This is a genomic window from Arachidicoccus terrestris (assembly GCF_020042345.1).
GTDB lineage: Bacteria > Bacteroidota > Bacteroidia > Chitinophagales > Chitinophagaceae > Arachidicoccus > Arachidicoccus terrestris.
The window spans coordinates 2,394,881-2,419,576 of record NZ_CP083387.1; the positions used below are offsets into that span (position 1 = coordinate 2,394,881).

Annotated in this window: 17 protein-coding genes; 7 read left to right on the forward strand and 10 right to left on the reverse strand. The window is 43.8% G+C overall.

Translation table 11 applies throughout. From position 1 onward, the window contains the following. Positions 1 to 93 precede the first annotated feature (93 nt). The 6 genes from K9M52_RS09420 to K9M52_RS09445 all read left to right on the forward strand — a co-directional run bounded on the left by K9M52_RS09420 (position 94) and on the right by K9M52_RS09445 (position 11,897). Positions 94 to 3,342 carry a SusC/RagA family TonB-linked outer membrane protein gene (locus K9M52_RS09420; protein WP_224071804.1) on the forward strand — a complete coding sequence of 1,083 codons (3,249 nt, stop codon included), beginning with the start codon at positions 94 to 96 and terminating at the stop codon, positions 3,340 to 3,342. Positions 3,343 to 3,353: 11 nt separating this feature from the next. After that, the gene (locus K9M52_RS09425; protein WP_224071805.1) at positions 3,354 to 4,817 is read left to right on the forward strand and encodes a SusD/RagB family nutrient-binding outer membrane lipoprotein; all 1,464 of its coding nucleotides are present in this window, start codon (positions 3,354 to 3,356) and stop codon (positions 4,815 to 4,817) included. Between the two features lie 400 nt (positions 4,818 to 5,217). Continuing rightward, positions 5,218 to 8,457, forward strand: coding sequence for a SusC/RagA family TonB-linked outer membrane protein (locus tag K9M52_RS09430; RefSeq protein WP_224071806.1), 3,240 nt, complete (start codon positions 5,218 to 5,220; stop codon positions 8,455 to 8,457). An 18-nt stretch (positions 8,458 to 8,475) separates the two neighbouring features. Beyond that, positions 8,476 to 9,921: a SusD/RagB family nutrient-binding outer membrane lipoprotein gene (locus K9M52_RS09435; protein WP_224071807.1), complete on the forward strand. Its 1,446-nt coding sequence runs from the start codon at positions 8,476 to 8,478 to the stop codon at positions 9,919 to 9,921. Positions 9,922 to 10,047: 126 nt separating this feature from the next. Further along, complete coding sequence (locus K9M52_RS09440; RefSeq protein ID WP_224071808.1) at positions 10,048 to 10,749, forward strand: cell division ATP-binding protein FtsE; 702 nt, start codon at positions 10,048 to 10,050, stop codon at positions 10,747 to 10,749. After that, complete coding sequence (locus tag K9M52_RS09445) at positions 10,746 to 11,897, forward strand: glycosyltransferase (RefSeq protein WP_224071809.1); 1,152 nt, start codon at positions 10,746 to 10,748, stop codon at positions 11,895 to 11,897. The genes K9M52_RS09440 and K9M52_RS09445 overlap by 4 nt, the downstream gene beginning before the upstream one ends. 21 nt (positions 11,898 to 11,918) lie before the next feature. Here the strand turns inward: K9M52_RS09445 and K9M52_RS09450 are convergent, their stop codons facing one another. From K9M52_RS09450 to K9M52_RS09470, 5 genes are all read right to left on the reverse strand, one after another. Continuing rightward, the gene (locus K9M52_RS09450; RefSeq protein ID WP_224071810.1) at positions 11,919 to 13,010 is read right to left on the reverse strand and encodes a glycosyltransferase; all 1,092 of its coding nucleotides are present in this window, start codon (positions 13,008 to 13,010) and stop codon (positions 11,919 to 11,921) included. 36 nt (positions 13,011 to 13,046) lie between these two features. Continuing rightward, positions 13,047 to 13,415, reverse strand: a complete 369-nt coding sequence (locus tag K9M52_RS09455; protein ID WP_224071811.1) for a septal ring lytic transglycosylase RlpA family protein — start codon at positions 13,413 to 13,415, stop codon at positions 13,047 to 13,049. 120 nt (positions 13,416 to 13,535) lie between these two features. Further along, the gene (gene gcvT, locus K9M52_RS09460; protein WP_224071812.1) at positions 13,536 to 14,627 is read right to left on the reverse strand and encodes a glycine cleavage system aminomethyltransferase GcvT; all 1,092 of its coding nucleotides are present in this window, start codon (positions 14,625 to 14,627) and stop codon (positions 13,536 to 13,538) included. A 220-nt stretch (positions 14,628 to 14,847) separates the two neighbouring features. Continuing rightward, positions 14,848 to 17,046, reverse strand: coding sequence for an alpha-galactosidase (locus tag K9M52_RS09465; RefSeq protein ID WP_224071813.1), 2,199 nt, complete (start codon positions 17,044 to 17,046; stop codon positions 14,848 to 14,850). Between the two features lie 60 nt (positions 17,047 to 17,106). Beyond that, a complete protein-coding gene (locus K9M52_RS09470; protein ID WP_224071814.1) occupies positions 17,107 to 18,507 on the reverse strand; it encodes a DUF6055 domain-containing protein in 1,401 nt (466 codons plus the stop codon). A gap of 409 nt (positions 18,508 to 18,916) precedes the next feature. Here K9M52_RS09470 and K9M52_RS09475 point away from each other — a divergent pair, with 409 nt between their 5' ends. Continuing rightward, complete coding sequence (locus K9M52_RS09475) at positions 18,917 to 19,840, forward strand: DUF3667 domain-containing protein (protein ID WP_224071815.1); 924 nt, start codon at positions 18,917 to 18,919, stop codon at positions 19,838 to 19,840. Between the two features lie 7 nt (positions 19,841 to 19,847). Here the strand turns inward: K9M52_RS09475 and hemB are convergent, their stop codons facing one another. The 5 genes from hemB to hemC form a co-directional block, all read right to left on the reverse strand. Further along, complete coding sequence (gene hemB, locus K9M52_RS09480; protein ID WP_224071816.1) at positions 19,848 to 20,828, reverse strand: porphobilinogen synthase; 981 nt, start codon at positions 20,826 to 20,828, stop codon at positions 19,848 to 19,850. A gap of 63 nt (positions 20,829 to 20,891) precedes the next feature. Further along, positions 20,892 to 21,893, reverse strand: coding sequence for an oxygen-dependent coproporphyrinogen oxidase (gene hemF / locus K9M52_RS09485; RefSeq protein WP_224071817.1), 1,002 nt, complete (start codon positions 21,891 to 21,893; stop codon positions 20,892 to 20,894). 23 nt (positions 21,894 to 21,916) lie between these two features. After that, complete coding sequence (hemE, locus tag K9M52_RS09490; RefSeq protein ID WP_224071818.1) at positions 21,917 to 22,978, reverse strand: uroporphyrinogen decarboxylase; 1,062 nt, start codon at positions 22,976 to 22,978, stop codon at positions 21,917 to 21,919. A gap of 12 nt (positions 22,979 to 22,990) precedes the next feature. After that, the gene (locus K9M52_RS09495) at positions 22,991 to 23,713 is read right to left on the reverse strand and encodes a uroporphyrinogen-III synthase (protein ID WP_224071819.1); all 723 of its coding nucleotides are present in this window, start codon (positions 23,711 to 23,713) and stop codon (positions 22,991 to 22,993) included. A 12-nt stretch (positions 23,714 to 23,725) separates the two neighbouring features. Further along, positions 23,726 to 24,691: a hydroxymethylbilane synthase gene (hemC, locus tag K9M52_RS09500; RefSeq protein WP_224071820.1), complete on the reverse strand. Its 966-nt coding sequence runs from the start codon at positions 24,689 to 24,691 to the stop codon at positions 23,726 to 23,728. Between the last annotated feature and the right edge of the window lie 5 nt (positions 24,692 to 24,696).

Here is a 24,696-nt window from a genome sequence, read left to right on the forward strand (position 1 = left end):
TAGCCCTAAACTTAAGGTTGTTTACTCATTCTATTGGCGTTCTATACTGCCAACAGGATACTATTGTATTTTAACTAATTAATAAACAAGTACATGAGAAAAAAGTTGTTCTTACTTTTCTGTGTTAGCTGCTTATTTGCATTAAACGCTGTTTTTGGGCAGACCATTATCGTGCATGGAAAAGTACAAAACGAGAAAGGAGAAGCTGTTGCTGCGGCTTCTGTAAAAATTAAACTAACCAGCAAAGGGACCTTAACAAACGATCAGGGTGAATTTACCTTGAATGTTGAAAAAGGAAAGATTTTAATAATTTCTGCAATTGGTTATGAAGAGCAGGATGTAAAAGCAGAAGAAAGTCTTACGATCACATTAAAAGACGCGGAAGCCGCAACTGCGGGCTCTGATGTTGTCGTAACAGCGAATGCGATCCGTCGTGAAAAAAGAACACTTGGTTATTCGGCTCCCATTATTAAAAGCGATGAGTTGATGCAGGGGCAAAGTACCAGCCCATTGGCTGCCCTTGCCGGAAGGGTTCCAGGCGTGAATGTTACCTCATCCACCGGTGCACCAGGTAGCTCAACCAGAGTGGTACTTCGTGGAGGATCCTCTATCACGGGGAATAACCAGGCATTAATTGTCGTAGACGGAGTGGTTATGGATAACTCAAGCGAAATCGGAGGTGGCGCACTTACCGCAGTAGATTTTGGAAACAGAGGTAATGACATTAATCCGGATGATATTGCGTCTGTAACAGTCCTTAAAGGACCTGCTGCCGCAGCCTTATACGGATCAAGAGCTTCTAATGGTGCACTGATCTATACAACTAAAAGCGGTTCTTCTCATAAAAAACAGGAAATTACTTTTAGTTCTTCAAATACTTTTTCTTCTATCCTTAAATTGCCGGACTTTCAAAACGAATATGGCCAGGGATACTGGAGCAATAAGCTGGATAAAGATGGTAATTTGATTTATACATTAGACCCCCGTGAAAACGGAAGCTGGGGCCCGGCTTTTACCGGAGAGGTCCAGGAATGGGGCCAGGAAGTTGATGGAAAAAGGTTAACCAAGCCTTTCTCTGCTTTACCGGATAACATTCGTAATTTCTTTTCTACAGGATTTGTTACAGATAATAACGTGTCAATTGCCTCCGGAAACGAAAAAGCCAGCTATTATCTGGGGCTGAATTCCGTTAATTCCAACGGGATCTATCCAGGCGACTATGATACGTATAATAAGTATAATGTAAGATTTAATGGCAAGGCGCAGCTTTCCAATAAATTTTATTCCGCTATCTCATTCAATTACAGTAAAATTCACCAGAATCAAATCGGTGGCGGTCAAGGCGGCGGATCGGTTTTAAGCAATTTATATCAGACTCCGCGAGATATTCCTATTGATAAAATGGGAGATCTGAATAATAAGTATTACGGTTATGGATATACAGATGCGAATGGTGTTCCTCACAATGATGAGTTTGGATACTATGGGGTATATACGATGAGCCCTTACTACCTTTTGAAAAATTATAAAAACTACGATGATGTGGATCGCATCAGTGGTAGCTTTACAATTGGGTATAATCCAACGGACTGGCTGAATATCGTTGAAAGGGTAGGAACTGACTTTTATTCGGACAGAAGAAGACTTCTTGAGCCTAAGTATGAATTTTATCCGATCGATCCCGGGACAACCGGATGGTATTCTGCCGGTGATCTACAAAACAGCAATGGTTCCTACGCAGAAAATAACATCACTGTTGGAGAGGTTAACCATGATCTGATGATCACGGCATCCCATGAATTCAATAAAGATTTCAGTGGATCTTTAATGGTAGGCAATAATATCAGGCAGCGTTCTTATACGAATGATTATACATCAACCAATCAGAGTTCCGGATTGGTGGTCCCGGGATGGTATAACTTTGGAAATACAAATGGTCCCATTTACGCCACCAATGAAACTTCCACCAAAAGGTTGGTGGGTGTCTATGCAGATTTAAACCTGGCATATAAAAACATGTTGTTTTTGGATGCGACTGCCCGTAATGACTGGTCTTCTACACTTCCAAAAGAACATAATTCTTTTTTCTATCCAAGTGTGAGCGGCTCGTTCATATTTACCGAACTACTTAAGAGCTCCAGCATTACGAATGTATTAAACTATGGTAAACTGAGAGCTAGCTGGGCGCAAGTGGGTAATGACGCGGACCCTTATCTGTTGACTACCACTTATGGGGCTACCTCTATTTCTGACGGTTTTGCTTCAACACAATTTCCATTCAATGGAATCCCTGGCCTGCAGGTGGGTTCGACTATTGGAAATCCAAATTTAAAACCTGAAATCACCACTTCGTATGAGGTTGGTACAGAGTTGTCTTTCCTGCACAATAGATTGTCACTGGATTTCAGTTATTATACCAATAAATCCAAAAATCAAATACTGAAAATCCCCATTCCTAACTCCACGGGTTATGGGTTCAAAGTTGTCAATGCTGGCGTTATCCGTAACAGAGGAATTGAGTTGAGCCTGAGAGGAACTCCTATAAAAACGAATAATTTCAGCCTGGAGCTATACGGTACTTATTACAAGAACAACAGTATGGTATTGTCCTTGATGGATGGCGTTTCTCAGGTGACTATCGGAGGATTCAATGGTATGGCAATCGTTGCGGCAGTAGGTCATCCATATGGAGAATTCTATGCAGTGACCAATCAGACGGATGGCCAGGGACATACTGTCGTAAGTGCCAAAAACGGTATTCCATTGCAGACATCAGAAGCGCAATATCTGGGAAGTTATAATCCAGATTATCAGGCATCATTTGGTGGCAAGGCGCAGTATAAAAACTGGACTTTGGGATTCTTGTTTGATACAAAACAAGGCGGTGTATTTTATAGTCAAACCAAGAGTTATATAGACTTTAATGGTACGGCTCTTGAAACAGGAGGAAACCGCAATCCACAAATTTGGCCAAATTCTGTTATCAATACAGGAACTGCAGAAAATCCGGTATATGAAACAAATACCTCTGCTAAATATATCAAGCAAACTTATTTTGGCAGCTATATCCCTGCGGGTATGAATGTTATTGATGGCTCTTTTGTCAAATTGCGTACATTATCGTTAGATTATCGTGTGCCGACAGCAGCACTTGAACACACTCCATTCGGCTCTTTGAGTGTTGGCCTCTACGGAAATAATCTCTTTATCTGGACACCTTCCTCTAATCAGTTTGTAGATCCGGAAATGAACTCTACCGGTTCTGGTAACGAGCAGGGTTTCGATTTTGCAGCACAGCCTTCTGTGCGCAACTATGGTGTAAATATTAAGGTAACTTTCTAAACAAGAAAAAAATGAATAAGTTTCAAAATAAAATCCGGTATATCCTTGCAGTCGTTTGCAGCCTGGTTGTTCTGGGCGCCGTGACAGGCTGTAGCAAGTTTCTGGACGTCAATGAAAACCCGAATAATCCTGAGAGTGCATCACCTGATTTACTTTTACCTACGGCACAGGTTTCTTTGGGTATAACTGTCGGCAATAGTTTCCAAATCTATGGGAGCATGTTGAGCCAATATTGGACACAAAGTCCCAGTTCAAGTCAATATAAGACAATTGATCAGTATGCATTCACGAATGCAAACTTTAATTATCCCTGGATATTCCTCTACCGTGATGCCTTGATTAATTTGCAATTGATCATAGACAATTCAAATGAATATCAACAGCAGTATGCAGCTATCGCTTATATATTAAAGGCCTATAGTTTACAACTAGCAACAGATGCTTTTGGTGACGTGCCTAATAGTTCGGCGTTACAGGGTGCGGAGGGAGAAACAAGCCCGACTTATGATAAACAGGAACTTGTTTACGACAGCATTTTCCAGTATCTGAAGAAAGGGAAATCAATGATTGATGCAGGTAGTGAACTTGCACCAGGCTCTGAGGATTTACTTTTTGCAGGAGACATGCAAAAATGGGAGCAATTTGCCAATACACTGGAATTAAGAGCCTACTTAAGGTTATCCCAAATAGATCCTGCAAAAGCAAAAGCTGGTGTGGCAAAACTGTATTCAGAGAAGGCGGCTTTTCTGGAAGAAGATGCAGCATTGCAGTATTCTACAACAGGAGGAAACCAAAACCCGTTATATATTAACATGGTAGGTCTTGGAAAAACCCAGAATCTGGTTGCCAGCGGAACGATCATTCATGCATTTAAAAGAAATGATGACCCCAGGATGAATGTACTTTTTGATAAAATTAGTGGCCAGGACACGATTGCATATATTTCACAAGGAGATTATGAGAATAATTCTACGAAGAAAGTTTCTCCCCCGTCAGCGCTTGTGGCTGGCAATGCGCAAGATGATAACTCTGCTTTGGCTCCTGTACGGCTGATCTCTGCTTCAGAAAGCTATTTTTTACAGGCCGAAGTGGTTGCCAGAGGTTGGGGCAAAGGAAGTTTGTCCGCTGAGGCTCTTTTCAAAAAAGGAATCGAAGCTAGTTTTGACGCAGATGGCATCAGTAGTGACGCTGCGGACTACATTAAGGAGGCCCCTGATGCTGTTTTCCCAACAGGCACCTCTGATCAGATCAAAGCAATTATTACGCAAAAGTATTATGCGATGTGTGGAAGCCAGGGATTTGAGGCATGGACCGAATGGAGAAGAACGGGATTCCCGGATTTCTTTACTGAATCGGTAGCGGCGCAAGGGCTTGATTTTCCAAAGCGTTTTCTGTATCCGAATTCTGAGGTTACCAGCAACCTGAATTATCCGGGAACTGTATCTATGGATAAGCCAGTTTGGTGGGATAAATAGGCCATTTTAAGAAATTCTCTGAAAAAAGTGCAAATTGTTTACTCAATTTTTCTGAGCAGACAGTTTGCACTTTTTTTTAAAGATTAAAGAATTTAAGATATAAAAATAAATGGCATAACTTCCTACTAAACAATAGCATACGGCTTCTCTTTTTATACATATGTGAAAAATACATATTAATAATGTGCTTTATATCATTGCTTTAAATCAGAAAATCATAAGGAAAGGTCAAAAAGAAATGACTAATCGTTAAATAAAATAAAATAATTGTCTTAATTTCACCTCGAGAAGAGGTTCCAAAACAGCAATTTAAGCACATTCTTAGATTGTTTTTTTGTTTCAAATTCTCATTACTAACTATTGTTGGTTTGTAATTTTAAAAGAACAAAAATAAAAGTACATGAGACAAAAACTTTTATTACTGTTCTGTTTCGGTTTTTTCTTTTTTGCGAATACGCTATTTGCACAAGAGAAATTAGTTACAGGTACAGTAAAAAATGAAGCTGGCGATGCCATCCCATCCGCATCGGTAAAAATCATTGGATCGGATAAAGGCACCATTACTGATGCTAATGGAGCTTTTAAAATCGGAGTAACTGCTGAAGATAAGTTGGAATTCAGCGCAATCAATTACCAAACACAGCAAATCACAGTCGGAGATCAAAGTATTATTCAAGTGGTCATGGTCGCTACTGAAGGAAGCAATCTGAGTGATGTCGTTGTAACAGCCTTGGGAATTAAAAGATCAAAATCCAATTTGCCTTATGCCGTTCAGGAAGTTGGCGGAGATCAATTCACAGAAACCAGGGCCAGTAATTTTACAAATGCCCTTTCTGGACAAGTAGCCGGTTTGCAGATTACTCAGAATAACAACTTGGGAGGATCCACAAACGTGGTTCTCAGAGGTTTTAAGTCCCTTACAGGCAACAACCAGGCACTGTTTGTTATTGACGGAGTGCCAATTAATAACAGTAATACCAATAGTGCCAGCCAAAAACGCGGCTTTGCAGGATATGACTATGGAAATGCGGCGGCAGATATCAACCCTGATGATATTGCTTCTGTTACTGTATTAAAAGGTGCTGCTGCAACAGCTCTTTACGGATCCAGAGCTGCGAATGGCGTAATCCTGATTAATACCAAAAAGGCGACAAAAGCCGGGATTGGCGTTTCCGTCAACTTTGGGGTGACCACCGGGTCGATGGACAGGTCTACCTTTGTCCATTATCAGGATCAATATGGTGGAGGTTATTTTAATCCTGGGTTCTATTCTTATGATGTTGACGGCGACGGGAAAAAGGATATTGTTGCCCCTACGGGAGACGATGCGTCTTTCGGCAGCAAGTTTGATCCGAACCTGATGGTTTTTCAGTGGTATTCTCAGGATCCGACAAACCCCAATTATAATAAGGCAACTCCCTGGGTGGCCGCTAAGAATGGCGCTGAGACCTTTTTCATAAATCCATGGTCCAACAGTTCAAGTGTATTGGTGAGTGGCTCTAATGAAAAAGGCGGGTTTAAAATGGGCTATACTAGAAATCAGGATAAAGGAATTATGGTCAATTCCAAAATAATCAAAGACCTGCTGAACTTCGGCGCTCATTACAAACTTTTGGACAACCTAACCGTAGAAGGCGCTGTTGATTATTCAAGAGTAAGAGGACGCGGCCGGTATGGCAATGGTTATGGAGATCCGTCCAGTATCGCGTCTAATTTCAGAGAATGGTGGCAGACAAATGTGGATATGGAGGACCTTAAAAATGCCTACTTTAATAATAACAAAACCAATATGACTTGGAACCTAAAGCGTATTGGTACTAATAATGTGCCGGCCTATTGGGACAATCCATATTTTTCCCGTTATGAAAACTATGAGACCGATGAGAGAAATCGTTACATAGGCCATGTGTCGGTAAATTATCAGGCAACTCCTTGGCTAAATATAATGGGACGAGTGTCCTTAGATCATTATGATGAGTTACAGGAAGAAAGAACCGCTACAGGATCACTGAATCCAGATGGTTATACAAGGTATAACCACGCATTCAGTGAGTTCAATTATGATCTATTGGCAACAGTGAATAAGGATTTAAATGAAGACCTTTCCTTAAATGCATTATTGGGAGGCAATATCCGGAAAACCCATAATTCTTCAATATTCGCCGCAACAAACGGCGGCCTGGTCGTCCCTAATTGGTTTGCACTTTCAAATTCGTTGAATCCGATCGAGGCGCCCACTGAAACAGACGAGAATATAAGAGTGAATGGTGTGTTTGCCGGAGCGACATTGACCTATCGTAATTTCCTGAGTCTTGATTTGTCTGGAAGAAATGATATTTCTTCAACTCTACCAGAGGGCAATAATAGCTACTTCTATGGTTCAGTTTCCGGGTCATTTATTTTTTCCGAGTTGTTAAAGAATGCTAACTGGCTTAATCATGGTAAATTGAGAATTAACTATGCATCGGTTGGTAATGATGCGCCGTTTGCCTCAACCAATGATGTTTATACCAAACCGACTGGCTTTGGTTCTATTCCTATTTTCACTTTACCTAATACAAAGAATAATGAAGATCTTGTTCCCGAAAGGACGAACAGCTTTGAGTTAGGCTTAAATATGCAAATGCTGAACAATAGAATAGGCTTTGATGTCACTTATTATAATACACATACGATTAATCAGATCATGCCTGTGGCAATTTCTGATGCGACAGGATATGGATTTAAATATGTAAATGCTGGTGATCTACAGAATAAGGGCCTTGAAGTAAGTTTGAATCTGACTCCGGTTCGAAACAGAGACTTCAGTTGGGACATGAATATTAACTGGACACGTAACAGAAGCAAGGTATTGGAACTTTTTGGAGAAAATACAAACCTTCAACTAGGTGGAGGAGGATTCCAGGGTGGCGTCTCTGTAAACGCAACAATAGGCCAGCCTTATGGAACGCTCAGAGGAAGCGACTTTGTTTATTATGGATCTGAAGAAGGCCAGACAGTTGCATCAGCCATCGGAAAACATATCATCCTTGAAAACGGGGATCCTATGGTTTCCGGAAGTAATGAAGTTATTGGTAATATTAACCCAGACTGGATTGGCGGCATAAACAATACATTTAAATATAAAAACCTTTCGCTTAGCTTCTTAATTGATATGAAGCAAGGTGGAGATGTGTTTTCTATCGACCAATGGTATGGACAGGGAACAGGGCTATATGAAAGCACTGTCGCGACTAATGCGAATGGTAAAAATATAAGAGACGCCGTGGAAGATGGTGGCGGTATCCTGAATCCAGGCGTTACCGCGGATGGCCAGCCTAATACGACATATGCTACTGTTTCTGGTATTCAGGGCTTAGGTTATAACGCAATGCCAAATAAAGCTTTTGTCTATGATGCAAGCTATATCAAACTGCGCAGTGTTTCTATCGCTTATAATTTTCCTCAAAAATGGTTTGAAGATAAGGCTATTAAAGGGGCAACATTCTCCTTATTTGGCAGAAACCTTTGGATCATTCATAAGAATCTACCAGATGCAGATCCGGAAGACGCGGCGAGCTCTGGAAACGTACAGGGGTTTCAGGTGGGATCCTATCCAACATATAGAATGTACGGGTTTAATTTAAATGTGCGGTTTTAATTTCTAAAACAGAAGACAATGAAAAAAATAATAATAGCCATTGGTATCGTAGTGTCGCTATTTACATATAGCTGCTCGAAGGATTTTGGCGATATGAATACGAATAAAAAGGCAGCGACAACCGCTATTCCTGAAGCCGAGTTCACCAATGCACAAAAGGCATATGTGGATTTAATGGCGACGCCCAATGTGAATACGAATATCTTTGAATTGATCACACAGTACTGGGCAGAAACACAATATCCGCAAGAAAGCCAATATGAACTCACAGAGAGGAATATACCAAGGAACTGGTGGGCAACGCTGTATAAAGATGTTATTGCTAATATAGAGGACGCCCAGAAAGGGATTTCAGCAAAACAGACTCCTCTACCTGAAGATGTAAAAGCGCAGTCCAATTCGTTAGCTATTTGCAAGATTCTAAATGTGAAAGCCTATACTGACTTGGTAGTCACTTTTGGAGATATCCCGTTTAGTGAGGCGGTGGATATAAATGCTACAACAACACCAAAATATGATGATCAAAAAGACATCTATTATGCCCTTGTAGATTCTTTAGACGCAGCTTTAAATATGCTGGATGCCAATTATGGAAGTACATTGGGAGACCAGGATCTCTTCTATCAGGGAGATGTTGCAAGTTGGGCGAAATTGGGTAACTCGATTAAATTGTATCTGGGGTTATTGATTGCTGATATAGATCCGACTAAGGCCGGCGCCATGGTTAAAGCTGCGTCACCGCTCGCTTTCACATCTAGTAGTGATAATGCAACACTGCGGTATTTATCGGCACCTCCAAATACAAACCCTATCTGGGTGAATCTGGTGCAGGGAGGAAGAGATGACTTTATCCCTACTTCAACAATTGTTAACGAAATGGAGGATCTTAATGACCCTAGAATGGATATTTATTTTGCCAACAAAATTGACGGTAAATATGTGGGCGGTGTGACTGGAACGGGAAACTCTTACAGCGAGTTCAGCCATCCGGGAGACGGATTGAAAGAGCCAAATTATCCATTTACCATATTTGATTATGCACAGGTGGAATTCTTAAGAGCAGAAGCAGTGGAGAGAGGCTTTAATGTTGGTGGTACTGCCATGTCCCATTACAATAAGGCTGTTACTGCGTCTATCCTGCAATGGGGTGGGTCTGCCAGCCAGGCAGCGGTTTATCTTCTACAACCTTCTGTCGCATATCTTACAGCAGCCGGGACTTGGAAACAAAAAATTGGCATTCAGTCTTGGATTCATTTCTACCTAAGAGGGTTTGACTCATGGACGCAGCAAAGAAAGCTCGATTTCCCCAAACTTGTGGCACCTCCATTGGCCGTTTCTGGCTATCCGGTTCGCTATACTTATCCTCAAAATGAGTATACGCTTAATCAGGAGAATGTGGAAGCTGCTGCCAGCAAGATTGGTGGCGATAAAGTGGAAACCAAACTGTTTTGGGATAAGAACTAAAGATCCTTTACTGTATGTTAACAGAATGAATAACCCGCTCTTAATATTTAGGAGCGGGTTTTTTAATCTGAAAAAACCATAGTATCTTGCCTTCTATTGTATTTTCAAGCGTTTTAACCCTAAATCATGGCAGAATCCGTCATTTCGATCAGTAATGCAAATATTTACCAGGGCAATAATCTCATATTGCAGGATGTAAATTTTAAAATTGAGAAAGGAGAGTTTGTATATCTGGTGGGTAAAACCGGAACGGGTAAATCCTCTCTGCTAAAAACGCTCTACGGAGAAATTCCGCTTAAAGAAGGAGAGGCGACGGTGGCGGGAACTGAGATCCGTGGCCTGAACTGGAAAAGTGTACCTTTTTTGCGTCGTAAACTAGGCGTGGTTTTTCAGGACTTTCATTTGTTGACGGATCGTAATGTTTATGAGAACCTGCGCTTTGTACTCAGGGCAACCGGGTGGAAAGAAAAGCATTTGATCGATGAGAAGATCAATGATTCGTTGGAGAAAGTAGGCCTGAAAGGAAAAGGGTTCAAAATGCCTTTCGAGATGAGTGGTGGGGAACAACAACGGGTGGATATTGCCAGAGCTTTACTGAACTCACCAAAACTGATTCTGGCCGATGAGCCAACTGGTAACCTGGACCCCGAAACCAGTAATGGCATAATGCAATTACTGTTGAGCATCAGCAAAGACCTCGGGACTACCGTGTTGATGGCTACCCATGATTATGTGGTGATTAACAGATATCCTTCCAGAATCCTTAAAACTGAATTAGGAAAGGTGCTGGACAGTGATGTTGTGTTGGCTGCCAATAAATCGGAATGAGTCCCAAACCCGTAATAGTTATTTCTGCGACCCGTTTTTTTCAGGGCGGAACACTGGTGGTCGTAGGTGAGTGCCTTAAGTTTTTATCGGCTCAATATAGTGCAACGCACACCATAAAAGCCCTCGTTCATAAAAAGCATCTTTATGAACCGATATCGAATATCGAATGGATTGAGTTTCCAGACTCCCGAAAATCGGTAGTGAACAGGTTATATGATGAGTATATCCGCTTTAATCGACTTTCAAAAAAATGGCAACCTGTCCTATGGCTATCCCTGCAGGATAGCACGCCGAGAGTAAAAGCGAAAGTAAGAGCGGTGTATTTTCATAACCCCCTGTTATTAAAGCCCCGATGGCTGCAGTTATGGAAGCATCAACCCCGACTGGAAGTGTTGCGGCTGCTATATAGATACGTTTATACCCGCGGCATAAACCGTAATGATTTCGTTATTGCTCAACAGGAAAGTATTGCCAGTTATTTATGGCGGTCTTACCATTTAGAAAAAGAGAAAGTCTGGGTATTCCCGCCAACAGCCTATTTATTTAAATCTGAAAAGCGTAATAACGCCGGTTCTGGAAAGATCGGTTTCGACGCTGAAACGGCTGTGCAGCCTTACACCTTCATATATCCGGCCACAGCTTTTTATTATAAAAACCATACGTTACTCCTAAATGCCTGCCGCCTGGTGGGTGAGCGGGGCCTCAATTTTCGAATATGGCTCACCATTGACGGAACTGAAAACAGATATATAAAAAAGCTGGTGGTAATCGCTCAAAAAGAGCTGCCACAAATTCAATTTCTGGGGTTTCTAAATAGAGAAGATTTGTTCGGCTATTATGACCAGGCAGATTGTTTGGTATTTCCTTCTTTACTGGAAAGTTGGGGACTGCCGTTAACAGAGTTTGCTACCTACGGCAAACCTGTACTGTGTGCAGACCTGGCTTATGGCAGGTCGACGATGTCTGCGGTTAATTATACAGGTGTTGCATATTTCGATCCGGTTGACGCACAGGAGCTGGCGAGGAAAATGACCGAAGCGATAGAAGGTAGGCTTGTATTTGACAACGAGCAAGGCCAATCGAAAATAGCGTTTCAGCAGATGACGAACTGGGCCGATTGTTTTAATGAACTATTGTCTGGCGGTTAGTAGCCCTCTTCAATATGATGCCTACGGTTTCAGTCCATGATAAAACTGAATCAATTTTTTCTCCTCTGTATTCCAATTATAGATTTCCCGGGCCTTTAAGCAATTTGCCTGTAATCTTGCATATAGATTCTTGTCCGACAGTAAAGCGTTTAGGGCATCGGCAATTGTCTCAGGAGACAGGTCATCTATTAAAACGCCTATTTCAAATTGATCGTTGATCTTTTTATTTTCAGGATAATTCATGGTGAGCTGCGGGATACCGGCATGCATATAATCAAAGAACCGGTTGGATAGAGAAAGGTAAAAACTGGCGCCCAGGTTATCATTTAGATTTAGTCCAATATAGGCCTGCCGGGTATATTGACTGAGCTGTTCAGGCAATACAAAACCCTTAAAGTCAAATTTTTCCGTAAGATTTCTTTTTTGCACTTCTGCCTTAACTTCTGTCAGATAAGAGCCGTTCCCGCAAACAGTAACGTGGGCGGAAACCTCTTGCATCGCAGGTACCAGCCCTTCAAATCCTCTGCCCTTTTCAATGACGCCCTGATAAATCAAACTGTGTTCGTCCTTTTGTTGTGGCGATGTCAGTTCTTTGAGGTAGGGGCTGTTCATGACAATAAAATAGTTAACCCCATACATTTTATGATAGGCGGCCGCATATCCTTCGTTCTCGGTGTAACCAAGCGGAAAACGGGGTTGGCAAAAGCGCTCAATCCTTTTCCAGAACTTGTAAATGCGTGGGCGGCTGATAATATCATGCATTTCACAGAAAAGCTCATGCGCATCAAATACACGGACGGTTCTACGGAATACTGAAGCAAATAATACAGGCAAGGCTGTATCCAGATCATTGGCAACCAGAATATCCGCTTTATGTGACAACAGGTAAAAAAAGAGGCGGATATTGGTCTCTATAAAGAATAAAGGTCCTCTCTGGAAAATCAACCCGAGCCTGCGTTGTTTAAACTTTTTTTGCCCCAGAGGGTTGCAGTTTTTTTTATTAAAGCCCAGGAGTAATATATCAAAACCATTCATAGCAAGAGATGTGCAGATCTTTTGCATACGCTGGTCATAGACCAGGTCATTTGTCACAGAGAAAATAATTTTTTTCAAAATCAGTTGTTAAGGAGTGACGGATGTTGGACTACGTTAGCGTTTATGTTTCTTATATTTGATCTGAACCGGGACGACACCATCTTCCAACATATCTAATTTTTTGGCGGCCTTCCAGCTAAGATCGATAATTCTGCCGGGAACAAAAGGACCCCGGTCATTAATCCGGACTTTAACGGTATGGCCGTTTTTCAGGTTTTTGACCTTGACATGCGTGCCAAAGGGCAGCGTCTTGCTGGCTGCGGTCAATTTATGTTTTCTAAATGTCTCTCCATTAGCGGTTTTACGTCCAATGAATTTACCCGCATAATAGGAGGCTTTACCGGTTTCCTTTATAGTGCGTCCACAACCAGCAACAAAACCAATCATACCTACTAATAATATCCAATAAAATAATTTACGCATACAATACTATTATATGTAAAACGGCTGAAAAGAGTATTTATTTCTTTCAGCCGTTTAGGTTTAACTTTATTTGTAAAGAAGCCGTCGCTTCAACAATGGCATTCTTTATTTAGAAGTTTATTATTCAAAAGGGGTTTTTACCACCTTTGCTTTCACGCCTTTATTTCTGATTGAGATAAAAATTTCTTTATCCAGACTGGCATGGCTTATTTCCACGTAACCCAGACCGATGGCTTTTCCCAGGGAGGGAGACTGTGTGCCACTGGTAACTTGTCCGATCTGACGGCCCTCACTATCCATAATTGGATAATGGTGTCGGGGAATCCCTCTCTCTATCATTTCAAAGCCGACCAGTTTTTTCTGAATGCCCGCGGCTTTTTGGTCGATGAGTGTGTTTTTAGAAGGGAAATCTACTGCTTTTTTGAGCTTAGTGATCCATCCGAGACCCGCTTCCAGTGGGGAAGTCGTATCGTCGATATCATTGCCATAAAGGCAATAGCCCATTTCCAGGCGGAGTGTGTCTCTGGCGCCTAATCCGCATGGCTTGATATTCCCGGCTTTCCCGGCTCCAAAAATGGCGTCCCAGATCTTATCTGCATGGCCATCTTTGTTTTCAAAATAGATCTCAATACCTCCGGCACCTGTATAACCGGTGGCGCTGATCAGCACATTATCCACACCGGCAAAGCTGTTCTTTTCAAACGTATAATATTTTAGCTTCTGGAGATCAGTTGGCGTTAAAGGCTCCATGAGTTTACAGGCATTGGGTCCCTGGATGGCCAGCAGGCAAGTCTGATCACTGATGTTCTCCATGTCGACGCCTTTGTCATTATGGCCAGCAATCCAGTTCCAGTCTTTTTCAATGTTGGAGGCATTGACAACCAATAAATAAGTCTTGTTTTGTTCCAGACAATAAACGATCAGGTCGTCTACGATACCGCCATTATCATTAGGCAGGCAGCTGTACTGGGCCTGGCCGTTGATCAGTTTGGAGGCGTCATTACTGGTGACCCGCTGAATCAGATCCAGCGCATGCTCCCCTTTTAAAATAAACTCTCCCATGTGGCTGACATCAAAAACGCCTATACTATTACGCACGGCAAAATGTTCATCATTGATTCCGGAGTAGCTGATAGGCATGTTATAGCCGGCAAATTCAGCCATTTTCGCGCCTAAGGCCTCATGTTTATTGACAAAGGGCGTATTTTTCATCCTCAAGAGTTATTAGAATTAATAGTTGATTGTTAATGGACTAGAACGCTGCTTCGTAACACAAGATACTTGCAGCGGTTGATCTTTATCCGGGTGCAAAAGTAACATATGTTAGTCGATATCAGAAATATTTCCGCGGCCATTTACCTGACAGCACAAACGTTTTCGTGGGCAAGAGGCGATGCTGCATACCTACTCATCTGTATAGATACGGAAGCGGCTAGATCGCTTCAAGAATGAATACAGCACTTTGTTCTTTCCTTTTTAAAAACCATTTTAATCCTTGGTGAATCAGGGACTCCCCACTAAACACCCGGCCATCTTCCTTAAACGAGGAATGGACGCTGTCCGGAAGATTGATCTCCTTTATCCGGTAGCTTTTTTGGGGGTCCAGTCCGTAAAGCTTCCATTCGGGCCAGGTATCCTGCTGCATGGTTTCCATACTATAAGCAAAGAGTATGGCAGTGGACTTAGTACTGTCCACATACATTAGTGAGGAGAAATTGGTGGTATAAGGAGAGACCAGACGGTACAGGTCGCCATAATTAATCACTGGCTGATACTGGAGGTAATTATCCACGGTTTGCCTTGCAAGCGCCAATTGGTCTGATGATAGCTTTTGTACATCTATGTCGAATCCCAGTTTGCCGGACATGGCGACATCCATTTTGTATTTGAGCGATTCTCTGCCGGCGGCTGTTACATGCGCGCAGATGGTCAATGCCGGATAGAATATAGATGTAGCCCATTGCAGGCGTATTCTGTCTACCGGATAGGTATTATCGCTGGGCCAGAATTCCTGAAAATACTTAAGTGCTCCATATTCTACCCGGCCTCCGCCGCTGGCACAAAGCATCATCTGCAAATCCGGATATTTTTTGCGAATCCGATCCAGGACTTTGTAATAAGCCTGAGTGTACCGGATATAGAGTGCATTTTGTTCTTTGCCCAGATAAGGGCTATAGGCATTATCCATGGATCGGTTACAGTCCCATTTCATGTAGGCGATTGAAGGCGCCTGTTGCATCAGAGAATCGATCACTCCGAATACAAAATCCTGGACGGCCGGATTGATTAAATCCAGTACCAGTTGTGTCCGGTATAGGTGCTTCGGGCGGTTGGGGGCTGCAAGCACCCAGTCCGGGTGCTTTTTGTAAAGTTCACTGGACGGGTTGATCATCTCCGGCTCGATCCAGATACCGAATTTCAATCCTTTCGCTGTCGCCTGCCTGGAAAGGTAGCCGATGCCTGACGGCAGTTTCTTCTTATTCGCCTGCCAGTCACCCAGTCCGGCAGAGGAATTGTTTCTGGGATAGGTATTACCGAACCAGCCATCATCCAGGAGGAACATATCCACGCCCAGTTTTTTAGCACCGTCAAATAAATTAACCAGTTTATCCTGATTATAATCAAAATAGGTGGCTTCCCAGTTATTGAGCAGAGTCAGTCTTTTCTGACGCCCGTTATAGATTCCGTAGTTAATGGCCCAACGATGAAAATTACGGGAAATCTGTCCCAAGCCTTTTTGTGTGTAGGAGAAAACGAACTTTGGCGTTTCAAAAACTTCTCCCCGCTGTAGGCGATAGTGGGAGGCATAGGCATTGATGCCTGGAATGATTCTCAGGGAATTGCCCATGTCAATATTCAACTGTAGCTGCTCGAACTGGATATTGAAATTGCCGCTGTAAGCCAGTGTTCCGGCAAAAACCGCTCCCTCATTCTCTTTTACGGCTTGTTGTGGTGTAATAAAAAAAGAAGGATTATAGTTACAGGCTGTGCGTACGCCAAGCTTAGACTGGATGGAAAAGATACCCGGCTGTAATTTAGCTGTGCTCATTTCCATTTCTTTCTCATATTCTCCATAGAAATGCGTCAGATAGGGATTGTTCCAATCGATATTGATGAAGGCGGATGCGAACCGGTCCAAAATGACGGGCGCATCTTCGTTGTGGTGGATCGTTGTCCGGGTTGTAATAACATCTTCTTTTGCATAAGACTCGAAATGTAATGTGATCCAGAATGGGTAAACAGGATCTTTCATTTGGATATCTGTGCGGGTGATATCATCGTTTATTTTTTTTACCTGCACATGCTCGACGTTTAATACCAGCGACATATTTCCATCTGCATGCTGTACTTCCATGGCCGGCTCATTCAGATAAGTTGCACCGCCTGTAGGAAAGCCCATGCCAAGCGTTGGATTTTCATTTCTGAAATCTGCATTGACATCCCTGTAGGCAGCCTGGCTAATGAGCTTTGTGCCGATATAGATCTGTTGTAACTGTCGGTTCGTATCTATTTGGTATACCAGTGCACAATGATCAGTGGAAATAGTGATGTTTTGTTGTGCAACGGCCGCGGGTCCGGCGATCAAGACACAAAGTATGCAGGAGATCAGTGTATGAAATTTACTTGTCATGAATGAAATATTTGGTAATTGAAGAGATGAGATTTGTTAAAGATACGGCAGCCTTCCAATTTAATGCCCGGGCGGGAAAAGGTTCGTCCCTTCAAGTTTGACAGCGTAGGGCCATTCACAATAGCAGACCGCCTTTTTTTCGTGATGCAACACAGGTGGTACATATAATCCGGGGGCGCCCATGACCACCAGCCAGAGGTAGGCTGTTCCTTTAGGAACCACATAAGAGAGGCGGCCATGGCTGTTACGGCCTATGTCACTGTAATAGGTCTCGCCTTCTCTGGTATAAGCAACAAAACCATAACGCCATCCCGCGGGTATTTTCTTGCCTCCGGCAATATCGGTAGTCACCAATCCTTTAAATTGTAGAGTAATATCATTAAGGTTGTTATCAGGGACCTGAAGCCTGATGGCGTTATAACCGTAGTTCTGCGGGACGTGTATAGTATCGACTCTATACCATCCTGCTGCTCCAGGCGCCATTCTGGTGCCATGCGGATTGGCATACGGCACGGCGATTGATCTGATCCTGGGCAAGTCCCAGGTGATAAAATGACGGACACCGGCAAACATATCGTCATTGAACGCTTCTTGATCCATCTGCCGGACCCGTTTGAATACCGCTACAATATCTTCCCCTTTTTTAGCCTGGTGCAGCAATTGACTGTAGAATGTCTTTCCATACTTCTCTGACCAGTATTCCAGCACAAAAGGACTGTGATACATATTGGCCGGGTGCTCAAAGGCCAGATGGGTTTGCTGCATGAATGCTTTTAAATGGTAATTTTCGAAGGTCAGCCAGCCAGGGTAAACCTGCCAGAGCAGGTATTGAGCCGCCATTTCTGTAATAGGACCACCCAGCGTCCCAGTATAGTCGAGCGAGGAAAGATATTGAAAGGCATGTCCCAGTTCATGGGCCAGGACGCCATAGGGATAGTGGCTCATTCTGGAGGCCGGTGTCCATAGAACACCAACGCTGTCCTGGCCCCAGCCGTAGGCCGTATTATCGGTGCCTCCCACGACCAGAAAAATCACTTTATATTTATCAATGACTCCGCCTTTTTTCTGAACCACTTGTAATGAATCCACATAAAACCGGTAGAACCGTTCGCATTCTTTGAGGGCTCTTTTGGCGTCGAATCTTCTGAGGGTATCCGGATTGGTCAGCGGATCCTGCCCATACTGTTTGGACCAGAAGATGATAATGTCTTTGCCTTCTATACTGCGCTGATAGCAATATTCACTGGCGGTATCATGGAAATCATTATTGTCCGGGACGGTACTTAAGTGAGCCGGGATCCGAATTTCTTTACTGTGGCCGGATTTGCCGGTCGTATCAGAAAACGGTGTATGCGCGGAGGTTACAAAAGCCTGGAAAAGTAAGGCACATAGAAACAAAGCTCTGTAAGAAGCTAAAACGAAAGCGCATTTATATTTTAATATCACACGATAAACGGCCATTCTGTTTGGTTTAGACGCAAAAAGCTGAAACAAGATGAAGGAAGCCCGTGCAATAAAAACAAAATTCAACAAATAACCTGACGCCGGTTAAAATCGGGCCATAAATGGTTAATTCAAAAGAAAGGAGTACGGCTAACGCGATTAAATTTCAAATAATGCATACAGATGCGCATTCCGGTAATACTACAATCCTACGAAAGAATTACCCTTTTGTTGAAGAGCCAGAGGTCAACGAAAGCGTCCGGCAAGGACTTTTAAATCAAGGCATATTTGATTCGATGAAGGGCAGATCTTCATCCCCTTTGGTGAGACACGGGCATTTCAAAATGGAATAATTGTTATATGTTTGTTCAGGATTATACTGTCACATGAACACAAAGACATATTTTAAAAAGAAACCCCAGCTATTATGAAAGACCAAGCTGTTCAGGACCCTCCTGATCAAGGAGATGTGCCTCTTCATCCTTGCCCCAACTGCGGCTTTGACGCTTCGGGGCATTACTGTGCTAATTGCGGTCAGCAAACCCATCTACATAAGGACACTTTTTGGGGGCTTATCAGCCATTTTGTGGCGCACTATTTCCACTATGACAGCAAATTCTGGCGGACGCTCAGCGCCCTGGTGACTGCTCCCGGTAAACTGACAGTGGCCTATCAGCAGAAGAAAAGGCAAAGTTATATTCCTCCGATTTCTCTCTATATTTTTGTGAGCATCGTATTTTTTTTATTATTGCCGATGTTCCAGCAATCCCTCTTTAGTGTCAAGTATGGGGATGCAAAACAGCAGAAAGTAGAAGAGGCAAAACCGGATTCTATTAAAGACGTCTCCATTCAGAAGCTACTTCAGGAGGATGCGAAGAAAAACGGAAGAGAAATCAATGCCGCAGAAAAATATACCAGTGAAGTGGGGGACGACCTGCTTTCTGAACTAAGGGAAAATCCGAAAGAATTTAAGGAGCGCCTAATGCATTCCTTTCCCAAGATCTTTTTCTTTATGATCCCGGTTCTGGCGGGCCTATTGAAGCTATTTCTGATACGACAAAAAAAGTATTATTTTGTCGATCACGCCGTGTTCGCATTACATATGCATAGCTTTGTTTTTATTATCTGCATTATTCCTTTAATAAATCCATTTGATTCGCTTCAGACCAATTTAAGTAATATCGCATTAATAGCCTGTATCCTTTATTACATTATTGCAATCCATCGGGTATATAAAAGCGGCTGGATAAAGTCAACGATTATCGGACTTAGTACAGCCGCCTTGTATTTCATTGCGCTTTTGTTAGTCACACTTCTGGATCTTTGGCTCTTATTTTCTCTACAAAGATAGCGAATGCCTACCCCAGCAGTTCCGCCACGTCCTTGGCAAAATACGTCGCAATCAGATCAGCGCCGGCCCTCTTAATGGAGGTCAGACTTTCCAGCACCGCTTTCTGCTCATCCAGCCAGCCCATTTTCGCGGCGGCCTTGATCATCGCATACTCACCGCTGACATGGTAGGCGCTGACAGGTACCGTTACCGCATTTCTGACTTCTCTTATAACATCCAGGTAGGCCATGGCTGGCTTTACCATTACGATATCCGCTCCTTGTTCTATGTCCTGCAGGGTTTCGTTAATGGCTTCTATGCGGTTGGCATAATTCATCTGATAGGTCTTCTTGTCCCCGAAGCCCGGAGCACTGTCCAGCGCATCTCTGAAGGGACCATAAAAACAGCTGGCATATTTGGCGCTGTATGAAAGAATGCCAACCCCGGTATTGCCGTTGTCTTCCAGCGCTTTTCTAAAGGCACCAATACGCCCATCCATCATATCACTGGGCGCGATAAAATCCGCACCGGCCTCTGCATGGGAGATGCTCATTCTGGTCAAGGCCTCTACGGTTTCGTCATTTAAGATATAACCGCTTTTGATATCAACGATACCGTCATGGCCGTATTGAGAATAAGGGTCGAGTGCCACATCGGTCATTACAATCATTTCGGGAACGGCGTCTTTGATCGCCTTGATGGCTCTTTGCATCAGCCCGTCCGGATTCCAGCTCTCTTTTCCGGTATTGTCTTTGACATTGTCATCGCATTTGACAAACAGCAGGACGCTTTTAATACCGAGGCCCCAGAGCGTCCGGACTTCTTCTATCGTCTTATCCAGGGAGCGACGGTAATAACCCGGCATGGAAGGGATTTCATGGACAATTTCTTTGCCTTCGTCGATGAATATAGGTAAAATAAAATCGTTGGGTGTGAGTGTTGTCTCCGCTACCAGGCTACGGATGGCATCCGTACGCCGGGTAATTCTGTTTCTTCTTTGTAAATACATATCACTTGTAAATTTATGGTGAGCCAGCAGATACCGCCGGCAATTGGGTTACTTATTTGCGGCCTACGCCCAGTCCCTGGGATGCCGGCACACGTCCAGAAGGGCGGCTTCGGGTGATCCTTCCGCAGGCTGGTAATTATAGTCGAAACGAACTTGTGGCGGCAGGCTCATAAGAATGCTCTCAGTCCGGCCATTGGTTTTAAGGCCGAATAAAGTTCCGCGGTCATGGATCAGGTTAAACTCGACATACCTGCCGCGCCGGATTTGTTGCCAGTAGGTGTTTTGGTCAGTATAGGGTTCGTCTGCTCTTCTTTCTATAATCGGCAGGTACGCCGCCATAAACTGATTCCCTACTGCTCTTTGAAAGGCGAAGGCTTCTTCCAGGGTAAAGGAAACGGGATGCTGTTTGCTCATCTCTCCCGGAACCAAGTGGTCATAGAAGACGCCGCCAATGCCACGCATCTCAAATCCTCTGTGCGCATTATTAAAATATCGGTCGCACCAGGCTTTGTAAGCCGGATACAGTGTGCTGCCAAAAGGAGCCATGGCGTTTTTAAAACAGCCATGAAAATGGCGGGCATCCTCCTCAAATAAATAATAAGGAGTTAAGTCTGCGCCACCGCCAAACCAGTTTCGAATTACTTTTCCTTTCTCGTCATATAATTCAAAATAACGCCAGTTGGCATGCGAAGTCGGCACAAAAGGGTTTTTAGGATGCAGCACAAGGCTAATCCCTGCCGCAAACCAACGGTCACCATCCATTCCGAGCTGCACGCGCATTGGGTCAGTGACTTTTCCATGAACAATAGAGGTATTGACCCCTCCTTTTTCAAAAATGCTTCCACCGGAGATGATGCGGGTGCGCCCTCCGCCCTCTGCCTTTGAGTCCGTTCCGGATCTGGCCCATTGTTCATCTGTAAAACGGGAGATCCCGTCCTTTGCTTCAAGGCCCGTACAGATTGACTGCTGCAGTTCCAGTATATAGCTGGCCCAGCGTTCCCTGAATCCATTGGCAGAGGGTCCCATTTCCCTGGTAACATCTGCTATTGAAAATACTTTTTCCATCACAATTGCTTTGCTGTTATACGCTAGGCTTTCCGCTCAAATGTCTGTACTGTTTCCACAAATGCCCGGGCATGATCCACAGGTATATTGGGCAAAATACCATGACCGAGATTGGCAATCCAGCTATCATCGCCAAAGCTCAGCAACATTGCCTCTACTTCTTTTTTGAGCGCCGCAATCGGCAAAAGGAGCTTTGAAGGATCCAGATGCCCTTGCAAAGTAATGTCTTTTCCTGCAAGATCTCTGGCAGTCGCAGCTTCAATACACCAGTCTATTCCCAACCCGCTGGCACCGGTTTTGGCCATAGCGGGCAAGGACTGCCAGGCGCCCTTGGCAAACAAGATCACCGGCGCTTCATCGGCGATGGCAGCCGTGATCTGTTGAAGGTAGGGAAGTGACCAGGTTTCAAAATCTGATTTACCCAGCAGTCCGCCCCAACTGTCAAAGACTTGAATCAGGTCTGCTCCGGCTGCAATCTGTGCTTTCAGGTAAAGAATAGTGCTGTCGGTGATCTTTTGTAAAAGCTTTGCTGCGAGCGCCGGATTTTGATAACAAAACGCTTTTGCCTCGTCAAAAGTCTTGGAGCCCTTACCCTGAACCATATAACATAATAATGTCCATGGGGCACCTGCAAATCCAATCAAAGGCACGCGTCCATTTAATTCTTGTTTGATCAACCGGATCGCATCAGTGACATATCCCAGTTTTTCCTCAATATCCGGCACCTGAAGACGCTCAATATCTTTGGCTGCCTTAATCGGATCCGGCAATAAGGGGCCTATCTTTTCTACCAATTGCACTTCCATCCCCATCGCCTGTGGAATGACCAGGATATCAGAAAATAAGATGGCGGCATCGACACCGATAATATCAACCGGTTGGAGGGTGATCTCTGCGGCCAGTTCCGGGGTCTGGACCCTTTCAAAAAAGGAGTATTTATTTCTGAGCCGGATATACTCTGGCAGATAACGGCCTGCCTGACGCATCATCCATACCGGAAATCGTTCGGTAGGAGCGCCATTTAGCGCCCTTAATATTAAATCGTTTTTTATGGCGGCAGAAGATGTATTAATAGTTGTTGTCATAAAAAGTGGGAACTATTTTTCAAGTTTTTTTAAAGCTTCAAAATATATTTTTACTTCATTTAAGAGCGCTGCCTCGCTAGGCTCAGGCGCCACAATAATTTCGTTGGCACAATGTGCTTTGATAGACTCAGCTGTTGTTTCCCCAATAGCAAACAAAACAGACTTATCAGAAACCTGCGGATTATGCGTGAAAAAACAGTCAACAGCAGAGGGACTGAAAAATAAAAAGCCATGAATGTCTCCGCGAATGGTTGAGGGTGCGCAGGACGTATTATAACTGATTATTTCTTCTAAAGGGATTCCGAGCTGCTGAAAAGTCAGGGGTAGCGTAGGCATTCTGCGGTTTCCGCAGAAGAAGACCGCCGGCCTTTCTTTCAAGGGGTCCGGATGTGCTTTGATTATAACGGAAAGATCCGAACTGTTGCGCCCCATTGCGGCGATCAGAGTCTCTGGAATAAACTTTAAAAGCGTTGTTCTGGTCTTGCCGCTTAAGCAATAGATATTCCAATCCGGTTGTTGTTCAAGTCTTTCAAATACCGATCTCACAGCAACCTCACTGGTAAATATTGCGTTGATCTTTTCTCTTCCCCGTTGAAATATCAACTGTTCCACTTCACTGTCATAGGAAAGTTCCTTTCGTATTAAAGGAAAGGTATACAGTCTGTACGAGAACTCCCAGCTATCAATAGCGCTCGAATCTGAAATTTCTGCTGTAGTAATTATACATTTGATCATGACGGTACAATTTTAAGACTTCTGAGCATCTGATGAGCCTGTCTCTTGTTTGATCTGGCGTACGATTTTATCAGCCCCCTGGTCCAGTAAGGCCTTCGCAGCCGTTATTCCCAGATCCTGACAGGAGCTGAGTGCGGCCACTTCCCGGCATTCAAATTTTTGCCGGCCATCCGGCGACAGGATACTGCCGGCGAATAGGACCTGGCCATCTTTTATCCGGGCATAGGCGCTGATCGGGGTGGAACACCCTCCCATCAGTGTACTTAAAAAGTCGCGTTCTATCTGTACGGCTTTTTCTGTATGTACATCATTAAGTGGGCGAACAGCTTCCAATGCCGTGGTATCATCTGTGCGGGCAACCACTACTATAGCCCCTTGAGCCGGAGCCGGCAGCATCCAGGGAATCGCTGAAGCATTTACGGGACGTTCACCTATGCGCTCTAATCCTGCCGCGGCAAAGATGGCGCCGTCCCACCCGTGATGGTGAAGTTTTTGCATGCGGGTCTGTACGTTGCCGCGAAGGTTCTCTATTTTAAGTAAGGGGAATTTTTGCAGGATCTGCGCTTTGCGCCTTACAGAACCGGTGGCAATAGTTCCGGAAAGCTGACTGTCTTCTCCTTTAAGAAAAGCCTCGGCGAAGGCCGGTTCTTTAAACACCAGAAGGTCTTTTTCGCTGGCCCTGGGCAGCACGGCTCCCTGGGCGATGCCAGCCGCCAACTGTGTAGGAACGTCCTTAAAAGAATGCACGACAATATCTATTTTGCGGCTCAGTAAGAAAGCGTCGAGGGTTTTGGTAAAAACCCCCTGAACACCCATGGCATATAGCGGCGTTACCAAATCTAAATCACCTTCACTTTTTACGGGCACTAATTCAGTTTGAATGCCGAGTCGTTGGAGTAAGCCCTGAACAGTTGTTGCCTGCCACATGGCTAACCGACTATCTCTGGTTCCTATTTTTAATACACGGGATCTGTCCATCAGTG